At 50.8% G+C, this 25,429-nt stretch carries 22 protein-coding genes and 1 other annotated feature; of the genes, 17 read left to right on the plus strand and 5 right to left on the minus strand.

Annotated elements, in window-relative coordinates:
* Positions 1–40: 40 nt before the first annotated feature.
* From ytxJ to acsA, 9 genes are all read left to right on the plus strand, one after another.
* Complete coding sequence (ytxJ, locus tag I8U19_RS03255; RefSeq protein WP_033099090.1) at positions 41–385, plus strand: bacillithiol system redox-active protein YtxJ; 345 nt, start codon at positions 41–43, stop codon at positions 383–385.
* 53 nt (positions 386–438) lie between these two features.
* On the plus strand, positions 439–984 hold the full coding sequence (locus I8U19_RS03260; RefSeq protein WP_152568441.1) for an RNA polymerase sigma factor: 546 nt from the start codon (positions 439–441) through the stop codon (positions 982–984).
* Positions 985–997: 13 nt separating this feature from the next.
* Positions 998–1,735 (plus strand): zf-HC2 domain-containing protein, encoded by a 738-nt coding sequence (locus I8U19_RS03265; RefSeq protein ID WP_033099088.1) that lies wholly within the window; start codon positions 998–1,000, stop codon positions 1,733–1,735.
* 236 nt (positions 1,736–1,971) lie between these two features.
* A complete protein-coding gene (locus tag I8U19_RS03270) occupies positions 1,972–3,072 on the plus strand; it encodes a bifunctional 3-deoxy-7-phosphoheptulonate synthase/chorismate mutase (RefSeq protein ID WP_198055181.1) in 1,101 nt (366 codons plus the stop codon).
* Positions 3,073–3,226: 154 nt separating this feature from the next.
* On the plus strand, positions 3,227–4,369 hold the full coding sequence (locus tag I8U19_RS03275) for a hypothetical protein (protein WP_152568440.1): 1,143 nt from the start codon (positions 3,227–3,229) through the stop codon (positions 4,367–4,369).
* A 94-nt stretch (positions 4,370–4,463) separates the two neighbouring features.
* Positions 4,464–5,504 (plus strand): catabolite control protein A, encoded by a 1,041-nt coding sequence (gene ccpA, locus I8U19_RS03280; RefSeq protein ID WP_198055182.1) that lies wholly within the window; start codon positions 4,464–4,466, stop codon positions 5,502–5,504.
* A 70-nt stretch (positions 5,505–5,574) separates the two neighbouring features.
* Positions 5,575–6,300: a 5'-methylthioadenosine/adenosylhomocysteine nucleosidase gene (locus I8U19_RS03285; RefSeq protein ID WP_198055183.1), complete on the plus strand. Its 726-nt coding sequence runs from the start codon at positions 5,575–5,577 to the stop codon at positions 6,298–6,300.
* A 109-nt stretch (positions 6,301–6,409) separates the two neighbouring features.
* On the plus strand, positions 6,410–6,562 hold the full coding sequence (locus tag I8U19_RS03290) for a DUF1540 domain-containing protein (RefSeq protein ID WP_081943620.1): 153 nt from the start codon (positions 6,410–6,412) through the stop codon (positions 6,560–6,562).
* Positions 6,563–6,693: 131 nt separating this feature from the next.
* Positions 6,694–8,412, plus strand: coding sequence for an acetate--CoA ligase (gene acsA / locus I8U19_RS03295; protein ID WP_198055184.1), 1,719 nt, complete (start codon positions 6,694–6,696; stop codon positions 8,410–8,412).
* Between the two features lie 54 nt (positions 8,413–8,466).
* Here acsA and I8U19_RS03300 read toward each other — a convergent pair whose 3' ends face one another.
* Entirely contained in the window at positions 8,467–10,776 is a 2,310-nt protein-coding gene (locus I8U19_RS03300) for a transglycosylase domain-containing protein (protein ID WP_198055185.1), read from the minus strand.
* A gap of 137 nt (positions 10,777–10,913) precedes the next feature.
* Entirely contained in the window at positions 10,914–13,241 is a 2,328-nt protein-coding gene (locus I8U19_RS03305; protein WP_198055186.1) for a transglycosylase domain-containing protein, read from the minus strand.
* A gap of 85 nt (positions 13,242–13,326) precedes the next feature.
* Positions 13,327–13,549: a binding site (T-box leader), on the plus strand.
* Positions 13,550–13,593: 44 nt separating this feature from the next.
* On the opposite strand from I8U19_RS03305, the gene tyrS reads away from it, so the two are divergent.
* The gene (gene tyrS / locus I8U19_RS03310; protein ID WP_198055187.1) at positions 13,594–14,856 is read left to right on the plus strand and encodes a tyrosine--tRNA ligase; all 1,263 of its coding nucleotides are present in this window, start codon (positions 13,594–13,596) and stop codon (positions 14,854–14,856) included.
* A 172-nt stretch (positions 14,857–15,028) separates the two neighbouring features.
* Here tyrS and I8U19_RS03315 read toward each other — a convergent pair whose 3' ends face one another.
* The 3 genes from I8U19_RS03315 to trmB form a co-directional block, all read right to left on the minus strand.
* On the minus strand, positions 15,029–15,442 hold the full coding sequence (locus tag I8U19_RS03315) for an NUDIX hydrolase (protein ID WP_033099081.1): 414 nt from the start codon (positions 15,440–15,442) through the stop codon (positions 15,029–15,031).
* A gap of 337 nt (positions 15,443–15,779) precedes the next feature.
* Positions 15,780–16,382 carry a 30S ribosomal protein S4 gene (rpsD, locus tag I8U19_RS03320; RefSeq protein WP_033099080.1) on the minus strand — a complete coding sequence of 201 codons (603 nt, stop codon included), beginning with the start codon at positions 16,380–16,382 and terminating at the stop codon, positions 15,780–15,782.
* A gap of 290 nt (positions 16,383–16,672) precedes the next feature.
* Positions 16,673–17,353 carry a tRNA (guanosine(46)-N7)-methyltransferase TrmB gene (gene trmB / locus I8U19_RS03325; RefSeq protein WP_198055188.1) on the minus strand — a complete coding sequence of 227 codons (681 nt, stop codon included), beginning with the start codon at positions 17,351–17,353 and terminating at the stop codon, positions 16,673–16,675.
* A gap of 328 nt (positions 17,354–17,681) precedes the next feature.
* Between trmB and I8U19_RS03330 the strand changes: the two genes are divergently transcribed.
* The 7 genes from I8U19_RS03330 (at position 17,682) to I8U19_RS03360 (ending at position 25,340) form a co-directional block, all read left to right on the plus strand.
* Complete coding sequence (locus tag I8U19_RS03330; RefSeq protein WP_033099078.1) at positions 17,682–18,650, plus strand: sugar phosphate isomerase/epimerase family protein; 969 nt, start codon at positions 17,682–17,684, stop codon at positions 18,648–18,650.
* A 29-nt stretch (positions 18,651–18,679) separates the two neighbouring features.
* Entirely contained in the window at positions 18,680–19,735 is a 1,056-nt protein-coding gene (locus I8U19_RS03335; protein ID WP_198055189.1) for a Gfo/Idh/MocA family protein, read from the plus strand.
* 35 nt (positions 19,736–19,770) lie between these two features.
* Entirely contained in the window at positions 19,771–21,051 is a 1,281-nt protein-coding gene (locus I8U19_RS03340) for an ABC transporter substrate-binding protein (RefSeq protein ID WP_033099076.1), read from the plus strand.
* A 212-nt stretch (positions 21,052–21,263) separates the two neighbouring features.
* Positions 21,264–22,565 carry a carbohydrate ABC transporter permease gene (locus tag I8U19_RS03345; RefSeq protein WP_198055190.1) on the plus strand — a complete coding sequence of 434 codons (1,302 nt, stop codon included), beginning with the start codon at positions 21,264–21,266 and terminating at the stop codon, positions 22,563–22,565.
* A 12-nt stretch (positions 22,566–22,577) separates the two neighbouring features.
* Positions 22,578–23,408, plus strand: a complete 831-nt coding sequence (locus I8U19_RS03350) for a carbohydrate ABC transporter permease (protein ID WP_198055191.1) — start codon at positions 22,578–22,580, stop codon at positions 23,406–23,408.
* A gap of 181 nt (positions 23,409–23,589) precedes the next feature.
* The gene (locus I8U19_RS03355) at positions 23,590–24,717 is read left to right on the plus strand and encodes a hypothetical protein (RefSeq protein WP_198055192.1); all 1,128 of its coding nucleotides are present in this window, start codon (positions 23,590–23,592) and stop codon (positions 24,715–24,717) included.
* On the plus strand, positions 24,717–25,340 hold the full coding sequence (locus tag I8U19_RS03360) for a histidine phosphatase family protein (protein WP_198055193.1): 624 nt from the start codon (positions 24,717–24,719) through the stop codon (positions 25,338–25,340). Before I8U19_RS03355 ends, I8U19_RS03360 begins: the two co-directional genes overlap by 1 nt.
* The last annotated feature ends 89 nt before the right edge of the window (positions 25,341–25,429 follow it).

Consider the following 25,429-nt stretch of genomic DNA (forward strand, 5'->3'; position numbering starts at 1 on the left):
TGTGTTAAAATAAGAAAAATCGACACAAAGGGTGAAAAAGATGAGCACCTTTACACAACTGAGCGAATTAAACCAATGGGATGAAGTGTATAGCCAGTCAAAACAAATTCCGGTACTGGTGTTTAAACATAGCACAACCTGTCCGATCAGCGCCAATGCCTTTGCGGAACTGAAGAGATTCAGCGAAACCCCTGCCGCGGCCGGCGTCAAAATAGCCGTGGTGCATGTGAGGGAAGATCGGGCGGTGTCCAATCACATCGCCGACCAACTTCAAGTGAAGCATGAATCGCCGCAAGCCATTTTGCTTTCGGACGGAAAAGTTCTCTGGCACGATTCGCATTGGAATATCACGGTCGAATCCCTGCAAAAAGCAGTTGAACAATAGAGAAAGAGAGGTGAAACCCCTGTTGTGCAAAAATCGCCGTGCAACAGGAAGCCATGAACAGCAATGGGATGGGGGAAAGAGCGTGGAAAAGCGTTGCGGATGAATTTATGGAGCGGCTGCACAAACACCAGCGGTACTTGTTCCGCATCGCCTACCGCTTGACCGGAAACCCGGAAGATGCAAAAGATTTGACGCAGGAAACGCTGTGGCAGGCTCATCAGAAATCAGGCAAATATACATATGAAAAATCGCTGAAAGCCTGGCTCAGGACGATGATGACGAATCGTTTTCGCGACCAGAAGCGGAAAAAGAGCCTGCCCGTGGTTACCCTGGATGAAGCGATGCCCCAGGCCGAAGCAGCCGTGAATGCAAATGCTTCAGTCGAAGAACAGGTGGAGCGCAAGCTGTTATTGGAACGGATGAAGGAAGAAATCGGTTCCTTGCCGGAAATATACCGGCGCGTCATTGTCTTGCGCCATTATTACGGGTATTCTTACGCGGAGATCAGCAAGGAATTGGGCATTCCGGAAGGAACGGTGAAAACTCAATTGTTCCGTTCCCGCAAACTGTTGAAAGAACGGTTATCCAGGAAGGGGTAAGGGAGAGGGGCGTATGAGCCGAACCTGTAGGGAAGTAGAGACGCTGATCCAACTCTATGCGGACGGTGAGATCCAGGATCAAGAGATGATGGTGCTACAGGCGCACGTGAAGGTTTGTCCGCATTGTCGGCAGCTTTTTTTCGAGATGGTCGATTTGGTCACGTCACTGGAAAAACTGGGGCGGGAAGCACGGACAAAACAGCGGCGCATCCTGTTCCAGCCGCTGAAATGGACGACAGTCATCGTAGTGGTAGCTCTTTTCGCCTTCATTTCCTCCTTTCATGCCAAATCAAAATCCCCGCAGATCCTTTCGGCAGAAGACGATCCGGAAATGGAAGCAGTTTCCGGCTTGTTGGTATTTGCGACAAGGGACAGACAGGCTCTTCCCGAGGGGACTCCCTTTATTGGCAGTCCGGAATATGTGCCGTACTCCATGGCCTCCGAATCCGCTGCAATTAATCCGGGCAAATCTCCAATCTTTGTCCGGACAAGCACGGCCTGGATGCGAAAAGTGAACCGGTTTATTTTTGTCAGGGTGAGAGATTCGCGCACCTTTTATTACCTGCTGAAGGAGGCGGGCATTCCGGCCCAAACGGAATGGCTTGGAGAGGGATCGGTTCATTTCCCCGCTTCTTTTGTGATCACAACCGGAGAGAGGCCCAGCATTGAACTGATCGATGATTCCGAAGTCGCCCCCGAAAACCCGGGCTGGTTCAGCCGGTTGACCAGTCAAACTCTGATCACTCCCTGAAATCAGGGGGTGACAAGAAAAAAGAATTCGGATATAATGTACAAAATTATTTTTAGGATCGCTTCTGGCATCCAATCCATTTTACGCTTTTCATCGAGCGGAACCTCGTTAAACTACAACATGGTGAGGGCATGGGATATGCCATCGCAGAGAGAACGCCAGCAGGCTCAATGTAAGTGAAGCCACCATAAAAGCTGGCGGGGCAGTTTTTAAATGAGTAGAGAGGAGAAAGACGAGTGAGTGAGCATCGGTTATCTGATTTGCGCGAGAAATTGGATGAGATCAACCTGAAATTATTGGCTCTGTTAAACGAGCGTGCGAGCATTGCAAAAGAAATTGGGGAAGTCAAGAAAAAACAGGGAATTAACAAGTTCGACCCTGAGCGCGAACAAAAGATGTTGGAAGTGCTCACCAAGGAAAATAAGGGGCCTTTTTCCGACGAGACCATAAGCTATCTGTTCAAACAGATTTTCAAGGCTTCGCTCGATTTGCAACAGAGCGATCAGAAAGAAGCGCTGTTGGTCAGTCGCAAAAAGAAGAATTCCGATACGGTAATTGACCTCGGAGGAACCCGGGTTGGCACAGGACGCCCGCATGTGATCGCAGGACCGTGCGCGGTCGAGTCGGAAGAGCAGGTGTTTGCCGTTGCGCGGGCACTCAAGGCACAGGGGATCGAAATCATGCGCGGCGGAGCCTTTAAACCGAGAACGTCGCCTTATGATTTCCAAGGATTGGGCCTTGAGGGATTGAAAATTTTGCGCAAGGCTGCCGATGAATTCGGCCTGAAGGTGATCAGTGAAATCGTGAACCCGGCCGATATTGAAGTGGCAGGCGAATATATTGATGTCATTCAAATCGGGGCGCGCAATATGCAGAACTTTGAATTGCTGAAAGCCGCCGGTTCCGTCAATACGCCGGTTCTGCTGAAACGGGGACTTTCCGCTACACTGGAAGAATTTTTGTTTGCCGCGGAATACATCATGTCGCGTGGAAATGATCAGGTCATGCTCTGTGAGCGCGGGATCCGAACCTATGAGAAGTGGACCCGTAATACGCTCGATATCTCAGCCGTTCCCATTTTGAAGAACGAATCGCACTTGCCGGTGTTTGTGGATATCACTCACTCAACAGGCAGACGGGATATTTTGCTGCCCTGTGCGAAAGCGGCTCTCGCAGCGGGAGCAGACGGCATTATGCTGGAGGTTCATCCCAATCCTGCTGTCGCCTTGTCCGATGCAAAACAACAAATCGATATTCCCTCGTTTGATCATTTTATGGGAGAGCTTCGTGCATCGGGCTTATTCGAACAGTCGAAAACCGCTCCAACTGGTGTTTAAAAGGGATAAAGAGAAAAAAACTTTAACGAAAAAGCGAACAGACGTCACAGTCTGTCCGCTTTTTTTGGCTGGAAATTTGGTATGATGATATACAGATAAAAGTCCCGTTTTTGGAAACAGGTTTCAGTTGTTGTCTAGAGGGAGGAACGGTTTGTTGAACACGAGGGAATATCTAGAATTAGCCAGTACCAAGCAGGTAAGCCCGGATGAACTTTATCGTTTTATGGCTACACAAGTTCCGGAGTTAGCGGTTTTGTACCAGGTGACAGAGGGAAGTAAAAAGCCGTTTTTGGCCAAGGGTAATGCGCCGGATCGCCGATATGTTGTCGCTTTCTCGGATGCGGAGGCATCGGCGGTGGTCAAGGTGGATTACCCTGAATATATGAAACGGGAAGAGGAAGCGGCCCTGCCCTTTCTTTTGAAAGCTTTTCGTTCCGATGCGGAAGGGATTGTTTTGAACCCGGGTCTTCCGTCGCGGTTGTTTTTAAATAAAGGTTATTTGAAGGAATTGATTCGCGAGTACGCTGCAGAGCAACTTGCGAAAATGCCCGGGCCGTGGGTGCCGACGATGGAGCAAAATGTGTTGTTGGTCGAATATGAAAAAGGGCAATATACGGTGGCTGTCTACTTGCGTGAGGAAGATGCCGGGGCCGTGACGCAAAAATCAGGCGGGAAGCCTGTTCAGCGTACCTGGAGCGAGGTTTTGGAGCGTTGCCGGCAACTCGGTGCCGATGCTCCCTATTTTCACTACGGATTGCCGGAACAAATTCCTTTCACAAAAGAGCAGGCAACGCGACTCTTCGCCAGCGTCCAGCCCAAGCAAGTCACGGAGACACCGTCGAAAACGGAGAATATCACACCCCAGCAACGACCGATCGATCCGGATGTGGCCGCAGGGCTTAAGAAATTGGAGAAAGCGACCATTGAAGGACAGGGGATGGGAAATGGCTGGGAAGTTTGCCGGGCGATGGCTGAACTGCGGCGGATCTGGGTCGTTGTGGATCCGGAGGGCAATATGGTGATATTGGCTGGACAAGATCAAAGCCCGATCGTCGACTTTTTCACATCGGAAGTTCATGCCAACCGTCTGATCGCCGAGGCCAGGCAAAAAAACCCCAATCTGCCTGCGATGACGCCCCGCCTCATTTCCACGAAGAAGTTGTATCGTGCTTTGGCCCCGCGCAAGCCGATCGTGTGGATTAACCGCGGATCTCCCGAGGCGTGGACCAGCATTATGGGAGACACTTTGCCCTATGTTCTGCAATTGATGGGGCAATTGCAGGGAGAGTCGGTTTAACCGGGGCAGCTCATTCTTTTTTCATGGATGGAAAAGCTAAAGAGTAACTTAGTCTGAACTTGTATTGATTTTGATAAATGGATGTGGAGATAGAATGGCAAAACAGAAGGAAACGATTACGATTTATGATGTGGCAAGAGAAGCAGGGGTTTCGATGGCGACCGTATCGCGGGTCGTAAATGGAAACCCCAACGTAAAGCCGGCTACCCGAAAAAAAGTATTGAATGTTATCCGCCAGTTGGGTTATCGGCCGAATGCCGTGGCCCGGGGGCTGGCAAGTAAAAAAACGACCACTGTCGGCGTGGTGATTCCGGACATTTCCAATCATTTTTACGCCGAACTGACACGGGGAATCGAAGATATCGCGGCCATGTATCACTATAATATTATCTTGAGCAATTCCGATCTGAAAAAGGAAAAAGAAATCAGCCTGATCGAAACTTTATTGGAAAAACAGGTGGATGGATTGCTCTTTCTCGGCGGGGAAGTGACAGAGGCGCACCGGGAGGTTTTCGCTGCCACTTCCGTCCCGATCGTACTGGCGGCGACGAGAGATGAGAAAAAAGAGTTGCCTTATGTGACGATCGATCAGATTCAGGCGGCAAAAGAAGCGACCAGCGTTCTGATCCATGAAGGAGGCCGGCGCATCGCTTTAATCGGGGGGCCGCTGACAGACTCGGTCAACGGGTATTCGCGTTATCTTGGCTATAAAGGGGCATTGGAAGAAAATGATCTCCCGTTTGACGATGAATTGATCCGGATCGGTGATTACCGTTACCGCTCCGGTTATGAGGCGATGACCGATCTGTTGAAGTCCAAACCGGATATCACTTCCGTCTTCGCTACCAGCGATGAAATGGCGGTGGGGGCTCTGCATGCCGCGCAGGACATGGGGCGGAAGGTTCCCGAAGAACTGTCGGTTATCGGCTTTGAAAATATTCCTCTTTCCTCGCAGGTTCGACCTTTGTTGAGCACGGTGGCGGTTCCGATGTATGATATCGGTGCGGTGGCGATGCGCCTTTTGACCAAATACATGAACGACGAACCGGTCGAGTCAGGCCAGGTGATCCTGCAATACCGCATTGAATTGCGAAATTCGACCAGATTGCGGGAGTGGGAAGAAGAACGCTTGTAACAGAAAACATCCTGTCTGGTCAAACTGCAGCACGGGATGAAAGGGAAGCAAAAGGGAGAGGTTGAAGCGAATGCAGGAAAATCGGAGAGTCGGCCTGATCGGCGCAATGGATGAAGAAATCGCATTGCTGCTGGAAAAAATGGATCAGGCAGTAACGCAGAAAGTGTATCAGACTACCTATTATACGGGAACGCTCAACGGGACCCCGGTTGTGGTTAGCAAATCAGGCGTCGGGAAGGTAAACGGCGCGATTTGCACACAGGTTCTCATCGAGCGGTTTCATGTTGAATCGATCATTTTTACCGGAGTCGCCGGAGCGCTGCATCCGGATCTCGATATCGGGGATCTGGTTATTTCGACCGAATGCCAGCAGCATGATCTCGATGCCAGCGCGCTCGGCTTTCCCAAAGGAACCATTCCGTTTCAGGAAACATCCGTGTTTCCCGCTGATCCGAAATTGATCGAATGGGCGGCGCGAGCGGGCGAAAAGCTCGAAGGAGTTCAGGTGCGCCTGGGCAAGGTTTTGTCGGGAGATCAGTTTATTTCCGACAGCGGGAAAGTAACCGAACTGCGTGAACAGTTGGGCGGGGACTGCGTGGAGATGGAAGGCGCGGCAGTGGCTCATGTGTGCCACTTGAGCGGAACGCCTTTTGTCGTGATTCGCTCCATGTCGGATCGGGCCGACCATTCGGCAGATGTGAATTTCACCGAGTTTACCAAGCTGGCGGCGGAGCGTTCCTCGGTTCTTGTCTGCGAAATTCTCGAACAGCGCAAACGGGAAAAAGAACGGAGTTAAAACCAAAGCACCTTGGGCTTTTGGCCCTTGGTGTTTTTTTCATCATGTTGCCAGTGTACCTCCTCCTGCCGGTGCACATAATAAGGATACGCCAAAGGGGGGAAGCATAATGCCGAAAGACGTACTGTGCGAAGTGAATACCTGCACCTATTGGGGACAGGGAAATCTGTGCAAAGCAGATGAAATTTATGTCGTGACCCATACTGAACAGGCCAAGGATACCAAAGAAACTGATTGCAAGACCTTCAAACCCAAGCACTAACCGAATTTCCGCATCCGGCTGCTTTCGTTATGCAGGCAGCCGGGCTGCTTCTTTGGTGTCAAATTGCCAATATTATAATGTATGATATAATAATGAAAAATGAAATCGTTTACAGGGGAGGCGTCTTCATCATGAAAAACACGGAACGTATACCCGTTCAAACCAATGGGAATAATTTGCAAAATTATGAAGAAACCTATGCATCTTTTGACTGGAAACAGGTTGAACAGGAATTTTCCTGGTACAAAACCGGAAAAGTAAACGCCGCCTATGAAGCGATCGACCGTCATGTGGAGCAGGGAAAAGGGGAGAAGACTGCGCTCATCTACAGCGCCCCCGATCGTGAAGAAACGTATACGTTCAGGCAATTAAAGGAGAAATCCAACCAATTTGCCCATTTGTTGAAGCGGATTGGCATACATAAAGGGGACCGCGTTTTCATCTTTATGCCCCGGACACCGGATTTATATGTTAGCTTTTTAGGGACGATTAAAATCGGGGCCATTGTCGGACCGCTTTTTGAAGCCTTTATGGAAGCAGCCGTACGAGACCGCCTGGAAAACAGTGAAGCAGTTGCCCTGGTGACTACGCCAACCCTGCTGGAACGGGTTCCTGTAGACGATTTGCCTCATTTGAAACATATTATTCTCGTCGGGGCCAAAGGGGAATTGACGGACGGCTATTACAGCTTTGAAAAAGAACTGGCCAAATCCCCGACCGAACTGGAACCGGTGTGGGTGGATCGCGAAGATCCGATGCTGATCCATTATACGTCCGGATCAACAGGTAAACCGAAAGGGGTGGTTCACGCCCATAACGCGATGATCCAACACTATCAAACGGGAAAATGGGTGCTGGATCTGCAGGAAGGGGATATCTACTGGTGTACGGCCGATCCCGGCTGGGTGACGGGAACATCTTACGGGATTTTTGCCCCGTGGCTCAACGGTGTCACCAATGTCGTGCGCGGGGGACGGTTCAGCCCTGACGATTGGTACCAAACACTGGAAAAATATAAAGTGACGGTCTGGTACAGCGCTCCGACCGCATTTCGCATGTTGATGGCCGCCGGTGAAGATTTGGTGAAAAAATACGACATTTCTTCGGTGCGCCACGTCCTGAGCGTCGGTGAACCGCTGAACCCCGAAGTGGTGCGCTGGGGACTCCAAGTGTACGGCAAACGGATTCATGACAACTGGTGGATGACCGAAACCGGGGGGATTCTCATCTCCAACTATCCGCAGATGGAGATCAAGCCGGGTTCGATGGGGAAACCGTTCCCGGGCATTTATGCCGCGATCCTTGATGATCAGGGCAATGAGTTGCCGCCGTATGAAATGGGCAACCTGGCGATAAAAACACCTTGGCCCTCGATCATGCGCAAGATTTGGAAAAATCCGGAGAAATACCAAGAGTATTTCCGCATCCCCGGCTGGTATGTATCGGGTGATTCCGCTTATAAGGATGAAGACGGCTATTTCTGGTTCCAGGGGCGTTTGGATGATGTGATCAATACCTCCGGCGAGAGAGTCGGTCCCTTTGAAGTGGAAAGTAAACTCGTGGAACACCCGGCAGTGGCTGAAGCCGGTGTGATCGGAAAACCCGACCCCTTGCGCGGTGAGATTATCAAGGCCTTTATTTCCTTGCGTGCCGGTTATAAGCCATCCGAAGAGTTGAAGGAAGAGATTCGCCAGTTTGTGAAAACGCGCCTGGCTGCTCATGCGGCGCCGCGAGAAATTGAATTCAAAGATAAATTGCCGAAAACGAGAAGCGGCAAAATCATGCGCCGTGTCCTGAAAGCTTGGGAATTGGATTTGCCGGTTGGCGATTTATCCACGATGGAAGATTGAGCGACATAAAAAACCCCTTTAGGCGTTCAGTTCCTAAAGGGGTTTGGTTCGTTACTACTGTATAATGCCTCCCGGTTGCTCCGCTCCTCCGTCTGACGGGCCTTGTCCGCCGTTATTATTGTCAGTCGGTGGCTGGGAAGAAGAGGGCGGTTGCTGTGTGCCCGGGTTTTGATTGGGCGGCTGAGCCGGGTTATTTTGCCCGGGGTTGGGTACGGCCGGATTATTGGCCGGCGGTTGTGCTCCTCCGCCCTGTTGACCGCCGGATTGCTGTCCGCCTTGTTGCGGCTGGGCAGGTTGGCGGTTGCACTCAAAGCATTGAAAGGGAACAGAGCCTTCGCTTTTAAACTTGCTTCCCTTCGGAATCATGGAAGGCTGCGCTTGGGCCGCCGCTTTGAAAATGCGATTCCAGGCCATCATGGAAAGATCGTGAACCACGACTGTTGCCGGTTGGTCAAAACCGGTCCAGACGCCGAGCGAGATTTCGGGTGTCGCCCCGATAAACCAGACGTCCTTTTCCGAGGAAGTGGTACCCGTTTTCCCGATCACTTCATAGCCGCTGGTTGCATTTCCAACCATTTGTGCCGTACCGGCGGCCACAACCTGTCGCATCATGCCGCGCAGGTCAGATACAGCTGCCGGGCTGAAAACTTTGACCGGCTTGTTGTCCCTGGCGTAATCGTATACGACGTGTCCTTCGGAATCGATGATCTTATCGATCAGATGCGGTTTGTTGAAAACCCCGTTGTTGGCGATCATCGCATAGCCGCCCGTCATTTGTGTGACGGAAAAACCATCGTGAAAACCGCCAAGTGCCGATGCTTCCCCGTCATATTTTTCATTTGGGTTGATATCCATTTTGCGCAGGTACTCAAACCCGTGCTCCACTCCCAGTTTGCGAATGATCTTGATGGCCGGAATATTGAGCGACCATTGCAAGGCGTATGTTGCTGTAACCGGAGCGTTATGGTATTTGCCATTGGCATTGCGGTATGGTGAACCGTCCGGCTTGTAAATCTTCTCATCCACAATCTGCGATGTCGGTGAGATGATGCCTTCATTTAAGGCCGGTCCATAGACCAGGAGCGGTTTGATCGACGAACCGGGTTGCCGTTGCGTGTCGAGGGAACGGTTGAGCCAGTCATAATGCGTTCCGCCGACAAAGGCGAGGATTCCGCCCGTTTTGTTGTCGATCAGGGTTGCACCCACCTGCTCCTTGACCCGCTTGCCATTGATCTTTTTCGACGGCATATGCATTTTGGCAACCGCGTCGTTGACGGCATCGTACATCTTTTGATCGATCGTGGTGTATATTTTGTAACCGCCATTGGTCACTTGCTGGTTATAAGCTTCCAGCGGTTTGTCAATCCCTGCTTTTTTGTCCTTCTCTTGCAGGATTTGTGCAGCTTCTTTGGTGACTGCGTTGATGATGTAAGGATAATCGGCAAATCCGTTATGGAACGACGATTTTTTCGCCAGATGTTTGGCAACATCGTAATGGATTGCTTCATCGTATTGCTCTTTGGTGATTACCTTGTTTTCCAGCATTTTGCCGAGCACGTATTTCATGCGCGCTGTACCGGCTTTCAAATGCGCTTCCTCGTCGCCGTCCTTGGGTGCGTAAAACGGGTTATAGGCATAAGGACTCTGCACCATTCCCGCAAGGTAAGCTGCCTGCGGAATGTCGAGGTCTTTGATGTCCGTATTAAACAAGCCTTTTGCCGCGACGGCAAATCCGGTCATCCGCTTTCCATCCGCATCCGGACCAAACTCGACGCTGTTTAAGTATTTGACCAGGATTTCATCTTTGCTGTAATACTTCTCCAGGCGGATGGCGTCGATGATTTCCATCGTCTTGCGTTCATAGTTCTTGGAACGGTCGTCGAGAATCTTGTTTTTCACCAATTGTTGCGTCAGCGTACTGCCCCCGGTCTGCACGTCGCTGCCGATCACTTGTTGGATTGCAGCCCGAGCGATCGATTTGGGAACAATCCCGTTGTGGGTCCAAAATTCCCGGTCTTCCGTTGAAATTAAAGCGTCGATGAGATTCGGGCTCACTTGATTGAGATTTTTGATCAATTTGCTGTTGGTTTTGGTAACCATGTACCCGATTGGTTTGTTGTCCCGGAAATAGGCGTAGCTTGTTTGCGACCAGCCTGTCAGGTATTTGTCATAATCCTTTTTGGTCATGACCGGCGCGTTTTTAGCGAATGCGGAAAAGACGCCGGTTCCGACGCCGATCACCGCGACGGCGATGATGGAAACTGACGCGAGCAGGATGAGCGCAACGCGTTTTATCACCGGAACGATTTTACTTTTTCCCCATTTTGTCTCTTTCTCGCTGGGGCTGCTTTGAGAGTCCTTCATTCCCTCATTTCTCCCCCCTTTGTCATGCGAAATTAATTATATCACATCCGCCAAACCGCTTGGTGATAGAGAATTTTTGACAATATCTTATTCATTTTTTTAAGACAAAAGACCCCCATCGGGGGAGATGGGGGCGGTCAAAAAGGAAAAGGATCATGATGCGGTTTCTTTTTTCCTTCATCCGGCGGAGGCGGATACCAGGGTTTTGTCGGAGGTTCCGAAGGTTCCGTCGGAGGTGGGTTGTCGCCGTTGTTCGGGGGCGGGGGTACCGATGGAGGAAGCGCCGGTGGAAGATCAGGCGGCTGGTTGTTATGCTGATCCCGGTTATTCTTTTGTTCTTTTTTCTTCTTGTCTTGATATTTTTTGATTTTATCGCATTCCAGGCATTTTACACCGTCAAACAGATGCCCGGGGTTTTCAAAACGGGCTCCTTTGTCGAAGTAAGAAGGGCTTGATTTTGCTGCGGCGTTAAAGATATTCACCCAGGCCCGTTTGGTAAAATGGTCATTATGAGACATGCTGAATCCGTAATCATAACCGCTCCAGGCTCCAATGGTAACCTGTGGTGTATAGCCGATAAACCAGAGATCGCGGTCATCGGTCGAGGTACCCGTTTTGCCGGCCAGGTCGTAGCCGTGAATCCGGCTGCCGATGAAGACACCGGTTCCGCTTTTCACCACATCCCGGAGCATGTCTGTTATCTGATAAGAGGTTTGCGGTGAAAAAATGCGGGTTGGAGCCTGTTTGTGTTCCCAGATCACATGGCCGTTTGCATCTGTCACTTTGGATATGAGATAAGGGCTGTTGTAGTTTCCCTGATTGGCAAAGGTAGCGAAAGCGGCGGTCATTTTAGCCACGGTGTAGCCCCGGGTCTGCCCGCCGATCGCCGCTGCTTCCCCGTCGATCGGATCAGGCGGTATTCCCAGTTTGCGGAGGTAGCTAAAGCCTGTGTCGTGGCCCAACCGGTTGAATACTTTGATGGCTGGGATATTGTACGACCATTTTAGTGCCTCCTTCACAGTAACCGGCCCGTGGTATGTTTTGCCCGAATTCTCATAGTAACCGGAGCCGTCGGCGCGGGGAATTTTCTCGTCCAGAACCAGTGTGTCGGGAGAGATCACTTTTTCCTCGATGGCCGGCCCGTAAACCAGAAGCGGTTTGATTGTGGACCCCGACTGTCTCGAGGCATCCAGCGCATGGTTTTTCGCATTCTGGTTATAACTCGAAGTGCCCGGGACAAATGCGAGAATGGCACCGCTGCGGTTGTCGATGATCACTGCTCCCAGCTGTTCGTGCCCCTTGATCCCTTTGTAGGTGCGGTTATGAAAAGTCAAATTTTTGGTTGCGGCTTTGTTTACGGCGTCATACATTTTTTGGTCGATTGTGCTGTAAACGTGGTAACCGCGCGTCTGTACCTGCTTGACATACTGTTCGAGTGTGGAGCGGTATTTGCCCTGTTTGCTGAGTTCTTCGATATTCAGGCCGTCATGCTGCATGAGAATTTCCGCTGTTTCCGTTTCCAGGGCATACATGATAAATGGATAACTGCTATAGCCGTTGGCAGACGGATCAGGTTTGGCCAGCGATGCCTTAATGTTGAATTTCAGTGCTTCGTGATACTGTTGCGGCGTAATCTTGCCAGTTTCCAGCATATTGCGCAGAACCAGTTGCATTCGCTTGATACCGTGTTGCAGATTTTTTTCACCGCGGAAGGGGTTATAATCGTTCGGCCGCTGAACCATACCGGCGATATAGGCGGCTTGTGGCAGATTCAATTCCTTGGCATCGACGTTGAACAAACCTTTGGCAGCTGCCTGGACACCGTATAAATTTTGCCGGTTTGCCCCTTTTCCGAAGAAAACGCTGTTCATATAGTAGACAAGTATCTGGTTTTTGCTAAACATTGCGTCGAGGCGAACGGCCAGAACGATTTCCTTGGATTTGCGCTCAAGGTCCTGTTCGCGGTTTTTGAGGATCACATTTTTGACCAATTGCTGGGTGATCGTGCTTCCGCCGGTCGTGACGTCCGCATGAACCAACTGCTGGTAGGCAGCGCGAAGAATCGAGCGCGGCACGATTCCGTGATGAGTGTAAAAATCGCGATCCTCCGTGGCGATAAAAGCATCGACGAGGTAAGGACTCACATCGTTGACGGATCTGATCAATTTGCGATATTCACCGTCATTGCGAAAAGCGCCAATACGTACAGGGTTATTATTTTTGTCCGTATTTTGAAAATAGGCATAACTGTTTTGAAATAAACTGTCGAGATCGCGTTGGAAATCTGCTTTGCTGCGCACCGGTTCATCTTTGACCATGGCGGAAACGATTCCCACCCCGATTCCGGCTCCGCAGGCAGACAGGATAAAAAGCAGCGCCAGGGCCCACCAGACGGTCTTTAGCGTCCATTTGAGATAGCGCCTTTTTTTCCTGTGTCGCTGGCGCCTGGATTCATGTTTTTTCATTCACTTGATACCCTCCTCGTTCTAGGGTAATATTATAACATAATCTGGATGAAACATTCTTTCACCACGAATAAACTTAAATATCAAAAAAGCTGTGAACAAGCCCAGTAGCCGATAGAGAGGACCTTTCAGAGAGCTGGTGGCCGGTGCAAACCAGCAGGCCGCTATCCGGTGAATTACACTTTGTGAGCTGACACTGGTTATGTTTGGATCAGTGTACGGACCGGTTCCGTTATCAGAATGAGCGGGAAGCAGAAGCTCTGCTTTCAATTAGGGTGGTACCGCGGAAATCAAGCTCCGTCCCTTCTTTGGGCGGGGCTTTTATTGTTGAACAAAAGGAGGGTGTCTTTGCATGAAAGTAAAAGAAGAAGTTTTATCGCCTGAAATCGAAGCGGAAGTAAACCGACAGTTAAAAATCATCAAACGGGGGGCAGCGGAAATTCTTCCTTTGGAAGAGCTCGTTTCCAAATTGCGCCGCTCCATTGCCACGAAAACCCCGCTGAAAGTAAAACTGGGACTCGATCCCACTGCACCCGACCTGCATCTCGGCCACACAGTGGTCTTTAATAAGCTTCGTGATTTTCAACGGCTGGGCCATATCGTGCAACTGGTGATCGGCGATTTTACTGCGCAGATCGGTGACCCGACGGGCAAGTCGGAAACCCGTAAACAGCTGACGGAGGAAGAAGTGAAGGAAAACGCCAAAACCTATACGGAACAGCTTTTTAAAGTACTTGATCCGGAAAAGACGGAGATCCACTTCAACAGCCATTGGCTGAGCCCACTCACTTTTGCCGACGTCACCCGGCTGGCTTCCAAATGCACAGTGGCCCGGATGTTGGAACGGGATGATTTTTCCAAACGCTACCATAGCGGGCAGGCGATCAGCATCCATGAGTTCTTCTACCCGCTGATGCAGGGCTATGATTCCGTCGCTCTGAAAACCGATGTGGAACTTGGTGGAACCGATCAAACCTTCAACCTGTTGATGGGACGCCAGTTACAAAAAGAGTTTGGCCAGGAAGAACAAGTGATTTTAACCATGCCGCTCCTCGAGGGGTTGGATGGCGTCAAGAAAATGAGCAAAAGCCTCGGCAATTACATTGGCGTCGATGATCAGCCGGATGATATGTACGGGAAAGCGATGTCGATTCCGGATGAGCTGATGGCTAAGTACTTTGAACTGGCGACCGATGTATCGCTCGAGGAGTTGGAAAACATCAAGAAAGGGCTGGAAAGCGGACAGCTTCATCCCCGTGACACAAAAATGAAATTGGCGCGCACTCTGGTGCGGATGTACCATGGTGAGGAAGCGGCAGAAGAAGCGGAAAAACGCTTTAAGGTCGTGTTCCAGCAGCGGGAACTGCCACAGGATATGCCGGAAGTGGCAATCGGGGAAAATGAGCTGGAAGATGGCCGGATGTGGATCGTCGCGCTCTTGTCCAAACTGGGGCTGGTTGCCAGCAATGGAGAAGGACGCCGCATGATTCAGCAGGGAGGCGTGCGCATCAATCAGGAAAAAGTCTCAGACCAGTCAGCACAAGTTCCGGTTGAGGACGGAATGGTCGTGCAGGTGGGCCGGCGCAAATTTGCCCGGGTCAAGCTCGAATCATGATCGTGAGGGGATGGTTTGTCAGTGGGCAAGCCGTCCTTTTTTTCATTGAAATTGTCCGATCGCGGGTTCCGGAGTTCCCCCTGAATCTCCTGACGTTTCTTACACAAAAAACTTTGGCCCGCAGAACAGCCAAAGTTTTTTGAAGCCGCCGATGACTGGGACGGAGGGTAAGTTAAAATTCTACGAAAAACGGGTGTTTTTTTTCGTCGAGGCAGTAGAAGATCCGTTGTTTCATGTTGCGCCAGGATACCAGGCGCATCGCCGTTTCAATCGGAAAATAATCAGCATCTTCGATTTCATTGTTTTCATCAATCGTAATGCGTCCACCAATGGGCTTCCCGCGGAAAAGAAAGTTGCAGATGCCGGAACGCGGATTTTGGAAAATTCCGCAATATTTGACCAGCTTAATGTGAATTCCCGTTTCTTCTTTCACTTGACGGATCACGGACAGGCGGATCGATTCTTTTTCTTCCACAAGTCCGCCGGGAAGCTCCCAGCCCCGTTTCGGATGTTTCACCAGCAAAATCTCGGCATCATAGTTGAGAACGACGGCATAGGCAGCCAAAACATGTTTGGGTGAAGCCATGGGGATCACCTGACCTTTCGTCTCATGGGGCATACTTGGAGCTCGAAAGCGAGAAGAAAACGTTTGGTTACTACCATTTTAGCAAAAACCGGCTGGAAAAAGTATAGAGCAAAAAAGTGCAGGAGCAGGATAAGAGGGGAATATTATTGGAATTGGCCGGAGTTGTGTTCTGTTTCTGTTAATCTATGCAATTGGATTTGTGATGGTCAGGGCAGCACCGCTTTCCTCCCGATTTTGTCTTCCTTTTTCACGGGGATGACCATTGCCGGATTTGTTTTGACAGAGAAAAAAGCCACACCCCGGACAGGAGTGCGGCTTTTCACGGTATATGATGAGATTAACGAGAGTAGAACTCTACGATCATCGTCTCGTTGATTTCAGACGGCAATTCGGACCGCTCCGGAAGACGGGTGTAAGTGCCTTCCAGTTTGTTCTCATCAAAAGAGAGATACTCCGGCAGATATTGACGTTCTTCCAGAGCCTCTTTTACAACCGTCAAATTGCGGCTTTTTTCGCGCAGACCGATCACATCGCCAGGTTGTACCTGATAGGAAGGACGGTCAACGGTTTTACCGTTAACGGTAATGTGACGGTGTACCACCAATTGGCGGGCTTGTGCGCGGGTACGGGCAAAACCGAGACGATAAACGAGGTTATCGAGACGGGATTCCAAGAGCTTCATGAAGTTTTCACCATGAACCCCTTTCATTTTACCCGAGCGCACGAACAAGTTGCGGAATTGTTTTTCGCTTACGCCGTACATGAGGCGCAGTTTTTGCTTCTCCTGAAGCTGCAATCCGTATTCAGAAAGTTTTTTGCGTTGGCCGGGTCCGTGTTGTCCTGGCGCATAAGGGCGTTTAGCCAGCTCTTTTCCGGTGCCGGAAAGAGAAATACCAAGACGACGGCTCAATTTCCAACGCGGTCCGGTATAACGTGCCATTTTTGTTGCTCCTTTCATCATTTGCTTTGAAATTGACGCAAATGACAGGGTGCTAATTCGCTTTGCTTTATCCAGGCCTTCCGGATAGCGGCGAAAGACCGGATACCCATGATAAAATCACGGGGCGAATTAGTGAGGGTGATCCCTTCACCTATCCTTTGCTGCTATCCTCAAATCCCCTTTGGAGGCAGTTTTGAGCCATACAAACAACAATTATAGCCGATTTGGGCGAAATGTCAATAAAGGGAAGAAAGCGGCCGGGCCTTGCCGCAGCAGCCGATGGAACGGGCCTATTCGCCCGGATCAGCGGAACCTTTCCGGCCCGGTCTTACCCGGACATAGTGGATCGGCATTCCACGGGAAACGAATTTGTCTTCATACTCGGTTGTGATATTGGCCGAAGCATAAGGGCTGTGGTGCAGATCACGGGAGAGTTCGATCGTCTCCCAACCGGCTTCCTGAAATTCTTCCAGCGAAAAATCGAAAAGGGAAACGCTGTCGGTTTTCAGGATCAGGTCACCGCCCGGAGCCAGTAATTTCTCATAGCACTCGAGAAATGTGCGGTAAGTGAGGCGGCGTTTGGTGTGGCGTTTTTTGGGCCACGGATCGCTGAAGTGGAGATAGAAGCGGTCGACTTCCCCGGGTGCAAAAATCTCATCCAGCCATTGGACATCGGCCCAGATATAACGAAGGTTGGGGTTTTTCGTCGCTTCACCTTTCCGGACAGCCATGAGCAGCGGTTCTTCAATCCGCTCAACCCCGATCCAGTTGATTTCGGGATGAAGACCGGAGGTTTTGGCCAGGAACTGTCCTTTTCCGGTGCCCAGTTCCACATGGAGCGGTTGCGCCGGTTCGGGGAACAGCTCGCGCCACCTTCCCTGAAATTCGCTTTTATTTTCTTCCGTCGCCGTGAAGACGAGCGGGTGTTCACTTAAAATCTTCTTCGCTTCGGGTTTTCTTCGTAGACGCATTTTTCTCAACCATTCCTACATTTTTTTTCGTTTCTTATTATATCGGGGTTTCGCCCAAAAACAAACTTGAAAATTCCCCGTCGCCTTAACCGGTAAAAACAATATAAATTTATACTTGCGGGAATTTTGGATCTACATTATTCTATTCTTGAGAAAACGTTTTCATCAAATTTGTGAGTTTTTTTATTCAATTTGAAAAAAAGGGTGCCGTTTACGGGAGGTGTTGGTTCCCCGCGGCGAAAGTCGCCGGTTTACAGATCATCTCCGGGAGGGATCACGCTCCCGGGAAATGTCTTTCCGCTCAACTCATCGCAAGGAGGAGAAGGAAATGAAGCTAGGGGTTTTTACTGTTTTATTTTCCCAGAAGCCATTTGAAGAGATGCTGGATTATGTCAAGGATGCAGGTGTTGAAGCAGTGGAGATCGGAACCGGCGGATATCCTGGCTCCGCTCACTGCAATCCGGATGAATTATTGGAGGATGCGGGCAAGCTGAAGGCGTTCAAAAAAGCTGTGGCCGATCGTGGCTTGGTGATCAGCGCTCTCAGCTGTCACGGGAATCCGCTCAATCCGAATAAGGAGCACGCCAAAGCTTCTCATGACATCCTTATGAAAACGGTTCGCCTGGCTGAAAAGCTGGAGGTTCCCGTCGTCAATACCTTCTCGGGAACGCCCGGTGATCACGAGGGAGCCAGGTACCCGAACTGGCCTGTCGCACCCTGGCCGCCTGAATACCGGGAAGTGCTTAAATGGCAATGGGAAGAAAAAATCATCCCCTATTGGAAAGAAGCCGGGAAATTTGCCGAAGAGCATCATGTGAAAATCGGCCTGGAACTTCATGGCGGTTTCTCTGTCCACACGCCGGCCACGCTGTTGAAATTGCGTGAAGCGGTAGGTGAAGTGATCGGAGCCAATCTTGACCCCAGCCATATGTGGTGGCAGGGCATTGAGCCGGTGGGCGCGATCAAGATATTGGGCAAGGAAGGGGCGATTCACCACTTCCACGCGAAAGATACCGTGATTGACCAAGACAATGTGAATATGTATGGACTGACGGATATGCAGTCTTATGAAAATTTGCAATCGCGGGCATGGCAGTTCCGGACGGTCGGATTCGGGCACAGCCTGAAGGAGTGGGCCGATATTTTGAGTGCTTTACGCTTGTCCGGCTATGATTACGTAGTCAGTATTGAGCATGAAGATGCCCTGATGTCGATTGATGAAGGGTTCCGGAAAGCGGTTGCCAATCTGAAACAGGTCATGCCGAGCGAGTCACTGTCCGAGATGTGGTGGGTCTGACCGAGTAAAAAGAAGATGGGGTGGAGTGGATGAGTGCACAATTGAAGATCGGGCTGATCGGGGCCGGCGGGATTGCCCAGGCCCATCTCCGGGCCATCGAAAAAGAGCCGCGGGTCAAGGCGGTGGCGATTGCCGATGTTGCCGAGGAGTTTGCCCGCACAACGGCTGCCAAGTTTGCCATCGATCAGGTTTATACGGATTATGAGAAAATGCTCGAGCAGGAGTCACTGGACGCAGTCATCGTCTGTGTCCCCAACTTCCTGCATGCTCCGGTGGCGCAGGCTGCACTGGAAGCGGGAAGCCATGTACTGTGCGAAAAACCGATGGCTTTAAACGTTGAATTAGCCGAAAAAATGAAAGAAACGGCCGACCGGGCCGGCAAAATTTTGATGGTGGCACAGAACAACCGGTTCCGGACGGAAACGCAACTGGCAAAAAAATGGGCGGACGATAAAAAATTCGGAAAAATCTATCATGCCAAGACCGGCTGGGTACGGCGCAACGGAATTCCCGGCTGGGGCAGTTGGTTTACGCAAAGGGAAAAAGCGGGAGGAGGGCCGCTGATCGACGTCGGGGTGCACGTGCTTGACCTGACTTTGTGGATTATGGGTTATCCTCAGCCTGTATCTGTCCTTGGCCGGACGTATGATATGTTCGGTTCACGCAAAGAGAAACTGATGGGTTATGGCCGGATTGTCGACCAGGGATCATTCAATGTGGAAGATCTGGCGGTTGCGATGATCCAATTCGCCGATGGATCTTCCCTCGTACTTGATGCCAGCTGGGCAAGCCACATCCGAAAAGAGAGCGTTTACCTTGAATTGTACGGAGATCGGGGCGGAGCCTCCCTCGACCTTATGGAGCAAACAGTGACATTGTATCAGGATGTGGATGGCAAGCCGGTCGACCAGGTCACTCATTTAGATTATCAGGATGAACGCCTGGCATTGCTGAAAAATTTCGTTGATGCGGTCACCGGAAAGGCAAATCCGATCTGCAAACCGGAAGAGAGCATCATGATTCAAAGAATTTTGGATGCGATTTACCAGTCGGCGCAAACGGGTGAATTGGTTCGTTTCGCATAAGTGTTCCCAATTTTTCCTCACGGGAGGTTATGTCGATGAAGAACTGGAAAAAGTGGATCGCGGCCGGACTGCCTTTCCTGATGGCTTTTTCATTGACTGCCTGCTCGCAGGATGAGGCGGGCGGAGGGCAAGGAAAAGGTGATGTGGTCACCATCACCTGGGCCCGGGGCAAAGACGAAACACAAGAATCGAAAAAATTGGTGGAAGCTTTTGAAAAGGCGCATCCCAACATCAAAATCAACATAAAGGACATGCCGACGGACACCGGACAGTACCATGATCAAATGGTGACGATGCTCAGCGCAAGCTCGAGTGAAATCGATGTTTTTAACGCGGATGTGATCTGGCCGGCCGAATTTGCCAAAGCCGGTTATCTGGAGCCGCTCGACCGCTATATTGATCATGACCAGATTGACCTTGGCAAATATATCCCCGGTGCTGTTCAAGCAGGGAAAGTTGATGGTCAACAGTATGCACTCCCCAAGTATATCGATGCGGGCCTTTTGTTTTATCGCAAGGATTTGATTCCGTCCCCTCCGAAAACGTGGGATGACTTGATCAAACTGGCCAAGGAAACCAAAGGCAAAGGCGGTACTCAGTTTGGTTATCTGATGCAGGCCAAGCAATATGAGGGGCTGGTCTGTAACTTTATCGAATTTGCCGGCGCTTATGGCGGCCGCATTCTGGATGACAAAGGCAATGTGGTGATCAACAGCCCGGGCACGATCAAGGGCTTGGAGAAATTGATCGAAATTACGCAGTCCGACTTCGTGCCGAAAAACATTTCCACCTTTACCGAAGTGGAAACCCATACTTCCTTTACTCAGGGACAAGCCCCGTTGGCGCGAAACTGGCCTTATATGTATAACCTTGTGCAGGACAAATCCCAGTCGAAAGTGGTTGACAAAGTGGGGGTCGCCCCGTTGCCGGCCGGAGACCACGGATCGGTCGCTGCGCTGGGCGGATGGATGATGGGGATCAACAAGTTTTCCAAGCATAAAAAAGAGGCCTGGGAATTCGTCAAATTCATGTCCGGCCCGGAAGGGCAAAAGATTTCGGCCATTTATGGAGGGAAAACGCCGACTTATCTCCCGACCTTTGACGATCCTGAAGTACAAAAGGCTTATCCGCTCTTTGGAGACAAGAACTACGTCCAGGGAGTGAGCGCTGCTATTCCGCGCCCCATTTCACCGGATTATCCGAAAATCTCTGACGTGATCCAAATCGAGGTTTCCAAAGCGGTTACGGGCAAAGAAACAGCAGAACAGGCTGTCAAGAACATGGATACACAGCTGAAACAGCTTTTGCACCAATAACATCGATGTCTGATTCGGCCCGTCCCTTGGTCAAAACCGGACCGCCGTCCGCATAGCGCTTGCGGTAAGAGGAGATACCCAAGAGCCGAGAGTCATAGGCCGAGTGCTTATGGCTCTTGGTTTATCAGGTCTTTTTGGCTCAACCCGAGTTTGATAGTCCAATCAACATCGAATCGACATGCGATGGCACTTTCACAGAAGAGGTGAAGGTAATGTGGAGAACATGGACGCAGTCAGAGAAGAGGATGGGCTTGATTCTCATTCTGCCAACCCTGATCACGATTTTGGTGATCGCCATTTGGCCCGTTCTCCGATCCTTCTGGATCAGCCTGTACGATGTGGAACTGAACAACCCGGCCAAGACGGAGATTCATCACAGTTACGGAATCGATATGGAGAAGTTTGTCAACATATTCCCCCTTTTGACCAAAAACCTGGATGAGTCCAGCGCAAAGGCCGATCCGCAGACGAAACAACAACTGGAGGAAATCAAAAGGAAGACGGAGCAATTAAAGGCAGTACTGGATGGAAATCCGCAATTTTCCCGGCAGTACAAACAAGTGGATGATATTCTTTTTGACGGTCAATCTGTGCCTGATGATCTGAAAATCTTCAAACTGGACAAAGCACAGGCAGATAAGGTGACCGGGGAGATGAAAGCGATCCGCCAGCAGCTGGCGGAGATGACGGAAGCTCACCAGTTAACGGACAATACGCTGGCCGGCTTGTCCAACGGCTTGACCGAATCACTGATCCAACCCAATTTTGTCGGGTTGAAGTATTACGAAAAGTTGTTGACGGGCGGACGCTTGTGGGCTTCGCTTACCAACACGATGATTTTTACGGTCGTCTCCGTCGGCTTGGAACTGGTGTTGGGGTTGATGATTGCACTGGTGGTCAACCGCTCCTTTCGCGGAAGAGGACTGGTCCGGGCTGCCGTTCTCATTCCGTGGGCGATTCCCACCGTGATTTCGGCGCTGATGTGGAAGTTCATGTTTGACGGTCAAAATGGCATCATGGCCAAATTTTTTGCCCAGATCGGTCTGGTATCGGATATGGGTTTGCTGCTCACCACCAAGTGGGGTTCGATGTTTGCGGTGATTTTTGCCGATGTGTGGAAGACGACGCCGTTTATGTCCCTGTTGCTGCTCGCCGGATTGCAGATGATTCCGGAGTCCCTTTATGAGGCGGCGGCTGTCGATGGCGCTTCCAAGGTACAGCAATTTTTCCGGATCACGCTGCCCCAGTTGAAATCGACCATCCTCGTGTCGCTTCTGTTCCGCACCCTCGATGCCTTCCGCGTCTTTGACCTCGTATATGTGCTGACGGGCGGGGGGCCGGCCAACTCCACGGAGACCATTTCCATTTATGCCTACAAAACGATGTTTGCTCAGATGGACTTTGGCCAGGGTTCCGCTTTATCGGTGATTGTTTTCATCTGCGTGGCGATCATCAGCATGATATTCGTCAAACTGCTTGGCAGTGACTTGATCAGTGACGGACAGGGCAAATAAGGGGGGACGAAGATGAAGAAAAAACGAACTGGCTTCCTGTTTTACCTTTTTATCACCGCCATGCTGATCGTGATCTTGTTTCCGTTTTTCTGGCAGTTTATCGCTTCGGTCAAACCGCCGCTCGAGCTGTTTGGCGACCAGGCCTTCAATTTCATTCCACAGCACCCTACCTTTGATAACTATGTGCGGGTTTTTACGGAACGGCCTTTTGCGATTTATCTCTGGAACAGCCTGGTTGTGTCCATTTTCACCACCCTGTATTGCATTCTGATCGCTTCTTTTGCCTCCTATGCGATTGCCCGTCTTCAATTTAAAGGAAAAACCGTGATCCTCGGACTGATTCTGGCGGTGTCGATGTTTCCGCAGATCGCTACAATTGCGCCAATTTTCCTGTTTATGCAGGAGATGAATCTGACTAACAGTTATCTGGGGCTCATCATTCCTTATACCACTTTCGCCCTGCCGCTTTCCGTTTGGAATCTGACCTCTTTTTACCGGAAAATACCCGCCGACTTGGAAGAGGCGGCCAAAATGGACGGGGCCAACATTATGCAAACGTTTTGGAGAGTGGTGTTTCCGCTGGCGGTTCCGGGCACCTTCACCACGGCGATTCTTACCTTCATCGCCGCCTGGAACGAGTTTTTGTTTGCTCTGACCATCAATACGGATGAAAACATGAAAACCGTTCCGGTCGGCATCGCCCTGTTTCAAGGTCAGTACACGATTCCCTGGGGGGAAATTGCAGCTGCATCCGTGATGGTGACCATTCCGCTGGTGGTGATGGTTCTCATTTTCCAGCGGCGTATTATCGCCGGGATCACGGCCGGCGCAGTAAAAGAATAGAGGAAAGCGGGTTTTGCGCCCTTAGCCTCGTTCCGGCTAAGGGTTTTTTGGAACCATTGTGAACAACGAAGAACGTTCCCTTGCCCTGTATGTTCTTGCGTTAAAATAAAAAGAAGCAGTTGGTTTTGTTAACGGTTTGGGTATGTTGGTCAATCAACAACTGCCAGTTTGGGGTGTGATTGTGACAACCAGATCAGCATTTCATTCTTTTGTCCTGCTTTGCCTCTTGTCCGCAGTCTGTGCAGGTTGCCAATCTTTTTCCGCCATGTCCCCTTGGCAGCGGGGGAGCATCTATCCCTTTTCCTTTCAGCCTTATGCCCGAAATGAAGTACCCGCTTTAAAAGAGCTTGTGGCAGAGCCGGCATTTGCGGTGTATCTGAAAACCCGGCCCTATCTTTTGGGAATCAGCGGGAACGGGCGTTATCTGGCGTTGATTGTACCCGAACGGAGCAGGGAAACTTGTCGCCTTGATGTGTTTGATTTACGGTACTCTTCCATCATCCAGTCGTTTAATTTACCCCTGGGGTCAGCATCAAAGGAGCCGAATGGAGACGAATATATAAAGCTGGTGCAAAATACGGTGAAAACGGAATACCAAATCAGCCGCGGGGTCCGGCCTGCCATTCTCATTCCCGGTTATCATCAGGAACTCGCGGGGCATGGCTCGCTGATTTTTGAGGAAGATGACTTGCGCGTTTCCCTCACCACACCTGCCGGCGAGCAGTGGACGGTGGCCAAAGGGGAAACGGCGGAAAAAGATGAAGCGTCCGCCTACACGATTCCGCTGATGCCCGATCGGCAGACGTGGGGAGTGATCATCTTTGCCCGGAACCGGGGAGATGTAAAGATTGTGGCGGTTTCCGCCGTTGTCCCCCGTCAAGTGTACCGGTCACCGTCGGATCAGCAATTGGCGGGAATTTGCCAGTCCGTCCTGCAATCATCGAAGCCATGCCGGTTGCTCATGCGCGGAACCGGCGAGAATGACTGGTTTTTGGCGGGAATTGAAAAGAAGAAAACAGAAGGGGATGGCCAAACGGGTTATGCTGGGGAAGCATGGCAATTTACCGCAGGCGATTTGTCCGGCAAACGGCTGGTGATCGGGAGCAAAGAGGGGATCATCGAGGGAAAGCGTCACGAATCGCCGACGCAGCCGGTTTCCTACTATCAACTGGTGCTCTCCGCTGAGGGCGATGCGGAAGAGGCGAACAGACTGACCGTTGATGTTTACAATCGGGAAGGAAATCTGTTCCGGACATTGGAATGGGAATGGAAGAAAGGCCGCTTTCAGCGCGTGACAGGGGGATCATAATGGAAACAGAGGTTTACTTGGTGCGTCATGGGGAAACGGAATGGAATACGGAGAAGCGAATTCAGGGGCACCGGGATGTCCCTTTAAGCAAAACGGGGGAGAAGCAGGCCGAACTATTGGCGCAATATCTGAGGCAACATTCCTTCCAGGCGGTTTATGCCAGCGACTTGGTCAGGGCGCGCCGGACTGCCGAGCGGATTGCCGGTCAATGGGGGCTTCCGGTGACATGCCTGTCTGAGTTTCGTGAGCAAAGAGTCGGAGAATGGGAAGGGATGCTGCTGGAAGAAGTGAAAAGAAAATATCCCGATTGGGAGAAGTACCGCATGCACGGGGGAATGTTTGGAATTGAACCGATCGAAGAAGTGCAGGCACGCTTCGTTCGGAAATTCAATGAACTGGTTGACAAGCACCGGGGGAAGCGGATTTTGATCGTGGCCCACGGCTTGTGCCTCAATCTGGCCATCTCGTTCCTGACGGAAGGAGAATATGGTTACGGGAAAGGAATATTGCAAAATACCAGCATCACCCGGCTCGTTTCCCGGGAAAATGCGGGTTGGACGGTGAAAGCCTACAACGTTACACCTCACCTGCAACAAGGCAAAGAGAGATTTATCGACGGATAAAAGGCGAAACCGCCGGGCGTTCGGCTTTTGGACGAAATGGAAGCGAGTTGCCATTTTATTCCCGATTCGATAAGATAGATGGAGAATGG

The organism is Thermoactinomyces sp. CICC 10523 (assembly GCF_016055105.1).
GTDB lineage: Bacteria > Bacillota > Bacilli > Thermoactinomycetales > Thermoactinomycetaceae > Thermoactinomyces_A > Thermoactinomyces_A daqus.

Coding starts and splice junctions, on each gene's coding strand:
- ccpA (WP_198055182.1), top strand. CDS start 4,464: ATGGCAAAACAGAAGGAAACGATTACGATTTATGATGTGGCAAGAGAA.
- I8U19_RS03350 (WP_198055191.1), top strand. CDS start 22,578: ATGAAGAAAAAACGAACTGGCTTCCTGTTTTACCTTTTTATCACCGCC.
- I8U19_RS03290 (WP_081943620.1), top strand. CDS start 6,410: ATGCCGAAAGACGTACTGTGCGAAGTGAATACCTGCACCTATTGGGGA.
- rpsD (WP_033099080.1), bottom strand. CDS start 16,382: ATGGCACGTTATACCGGACCGCGTTGGAAATTGAGCCGTCGTCTTGGT.
- I8U19_RS03335 (WP_198055189.1), top strand. CDS start 18,680: ATGAGTGCACAATTGAAGATCGGGCTGATCGGGGCCGGCGGGATTGCC.
- I8U19_RS03265 (WP_033099088.1), top strand. CDS start 998: ATGAGCCGAACCTGTAGGGAAGTAGAGACGCTGATCCAACTCTATGCG.
- I8U19_RS03285 (WP_198055183.1), top strand. CDS start 5,575: ATGCAGGAAAATCGGAGAGTCGGCCTGATCGGCGCAATGGATGAAGAA.
- I8U19_RS03330 (WP_033099078.1), top strand. CDS start 17,682: ATGAAGCTAGGGGTTTTTACTGTTTTATTTTCCCAGAAGCCATTTGAA.
- I8U19_RS03305 (WP_198055186.1), bottom strand. CDS start 13,241: ATGAAAAAACATGAATCCAGGCGCCAGCGACACAGGAAAAAAAGGCGC.
- I8U19_RS03360 (WP_198055193.1), top strand. CDS start 24,717: ATGGAAACAGAGGTTTACTTGGTGCGTCATGGGGAAACGGAATGGAAT.
- I8U19_RS03340 (WP_033099076.1), top strand. CDS start 19,771: ATGAAGAACTGGAAAAAGTGGATCGCGGCCGGACTGCCTTTCCTGATG.
- tyrS (WP_198055187.1), top strand. CDS start 13,594: ATGAAAGTAAAAGAAGAAGTTTTATCGCCTGAAATCGAAGCGGAAGTA.
- I8U19_RS03260 (WP_152568441.1), top strand. CDS start 439: ATGAACAGCAATGGGATGGGGGAAAGAGCGTGGAAAAGCGTTGCGGAT.
- I8U19_RS03345 (WP_198055190.1), top strand. CDS start 21,264: ATGTGGAGAACATGGACGCAGTCAGAGAAGAGGATGGGCTTGATTCTC.
- ytxJ (WP_033099090.1), top strand. CDS start 41: ATGAGCACCTTTACACAACTGAGCGAATTAAACCAATGGGATGAAGTG.
- acsA (WP_198055184.1), top strand. CDS start 6,694: ATGAAAAACACGGAACGTATACCCGTTCAAACCAATGGGAATAATTTG.
- I8U19_RS03300 (WP_198055185.1), bottom strand. CDS start 10,776: ATGAAGGACTCTCAAAGCAGCCCCAGCGAGAAAGAGACAAAATGGGGA.
- I8U19_RS03315 (WP_033099081.1), bottom strand. CDS start 15,442: ATGGCTTCACCCAAACATGTTTTGGCTGCCTATGCCGTCGTTCTCAAC.
- trmB (WP_198055188.1), bottom strand. CDS start 17,353: ATGCGTCTACGAAGAAAACCCGAAGCGAAGAAGATTTTAAGTGAACAC.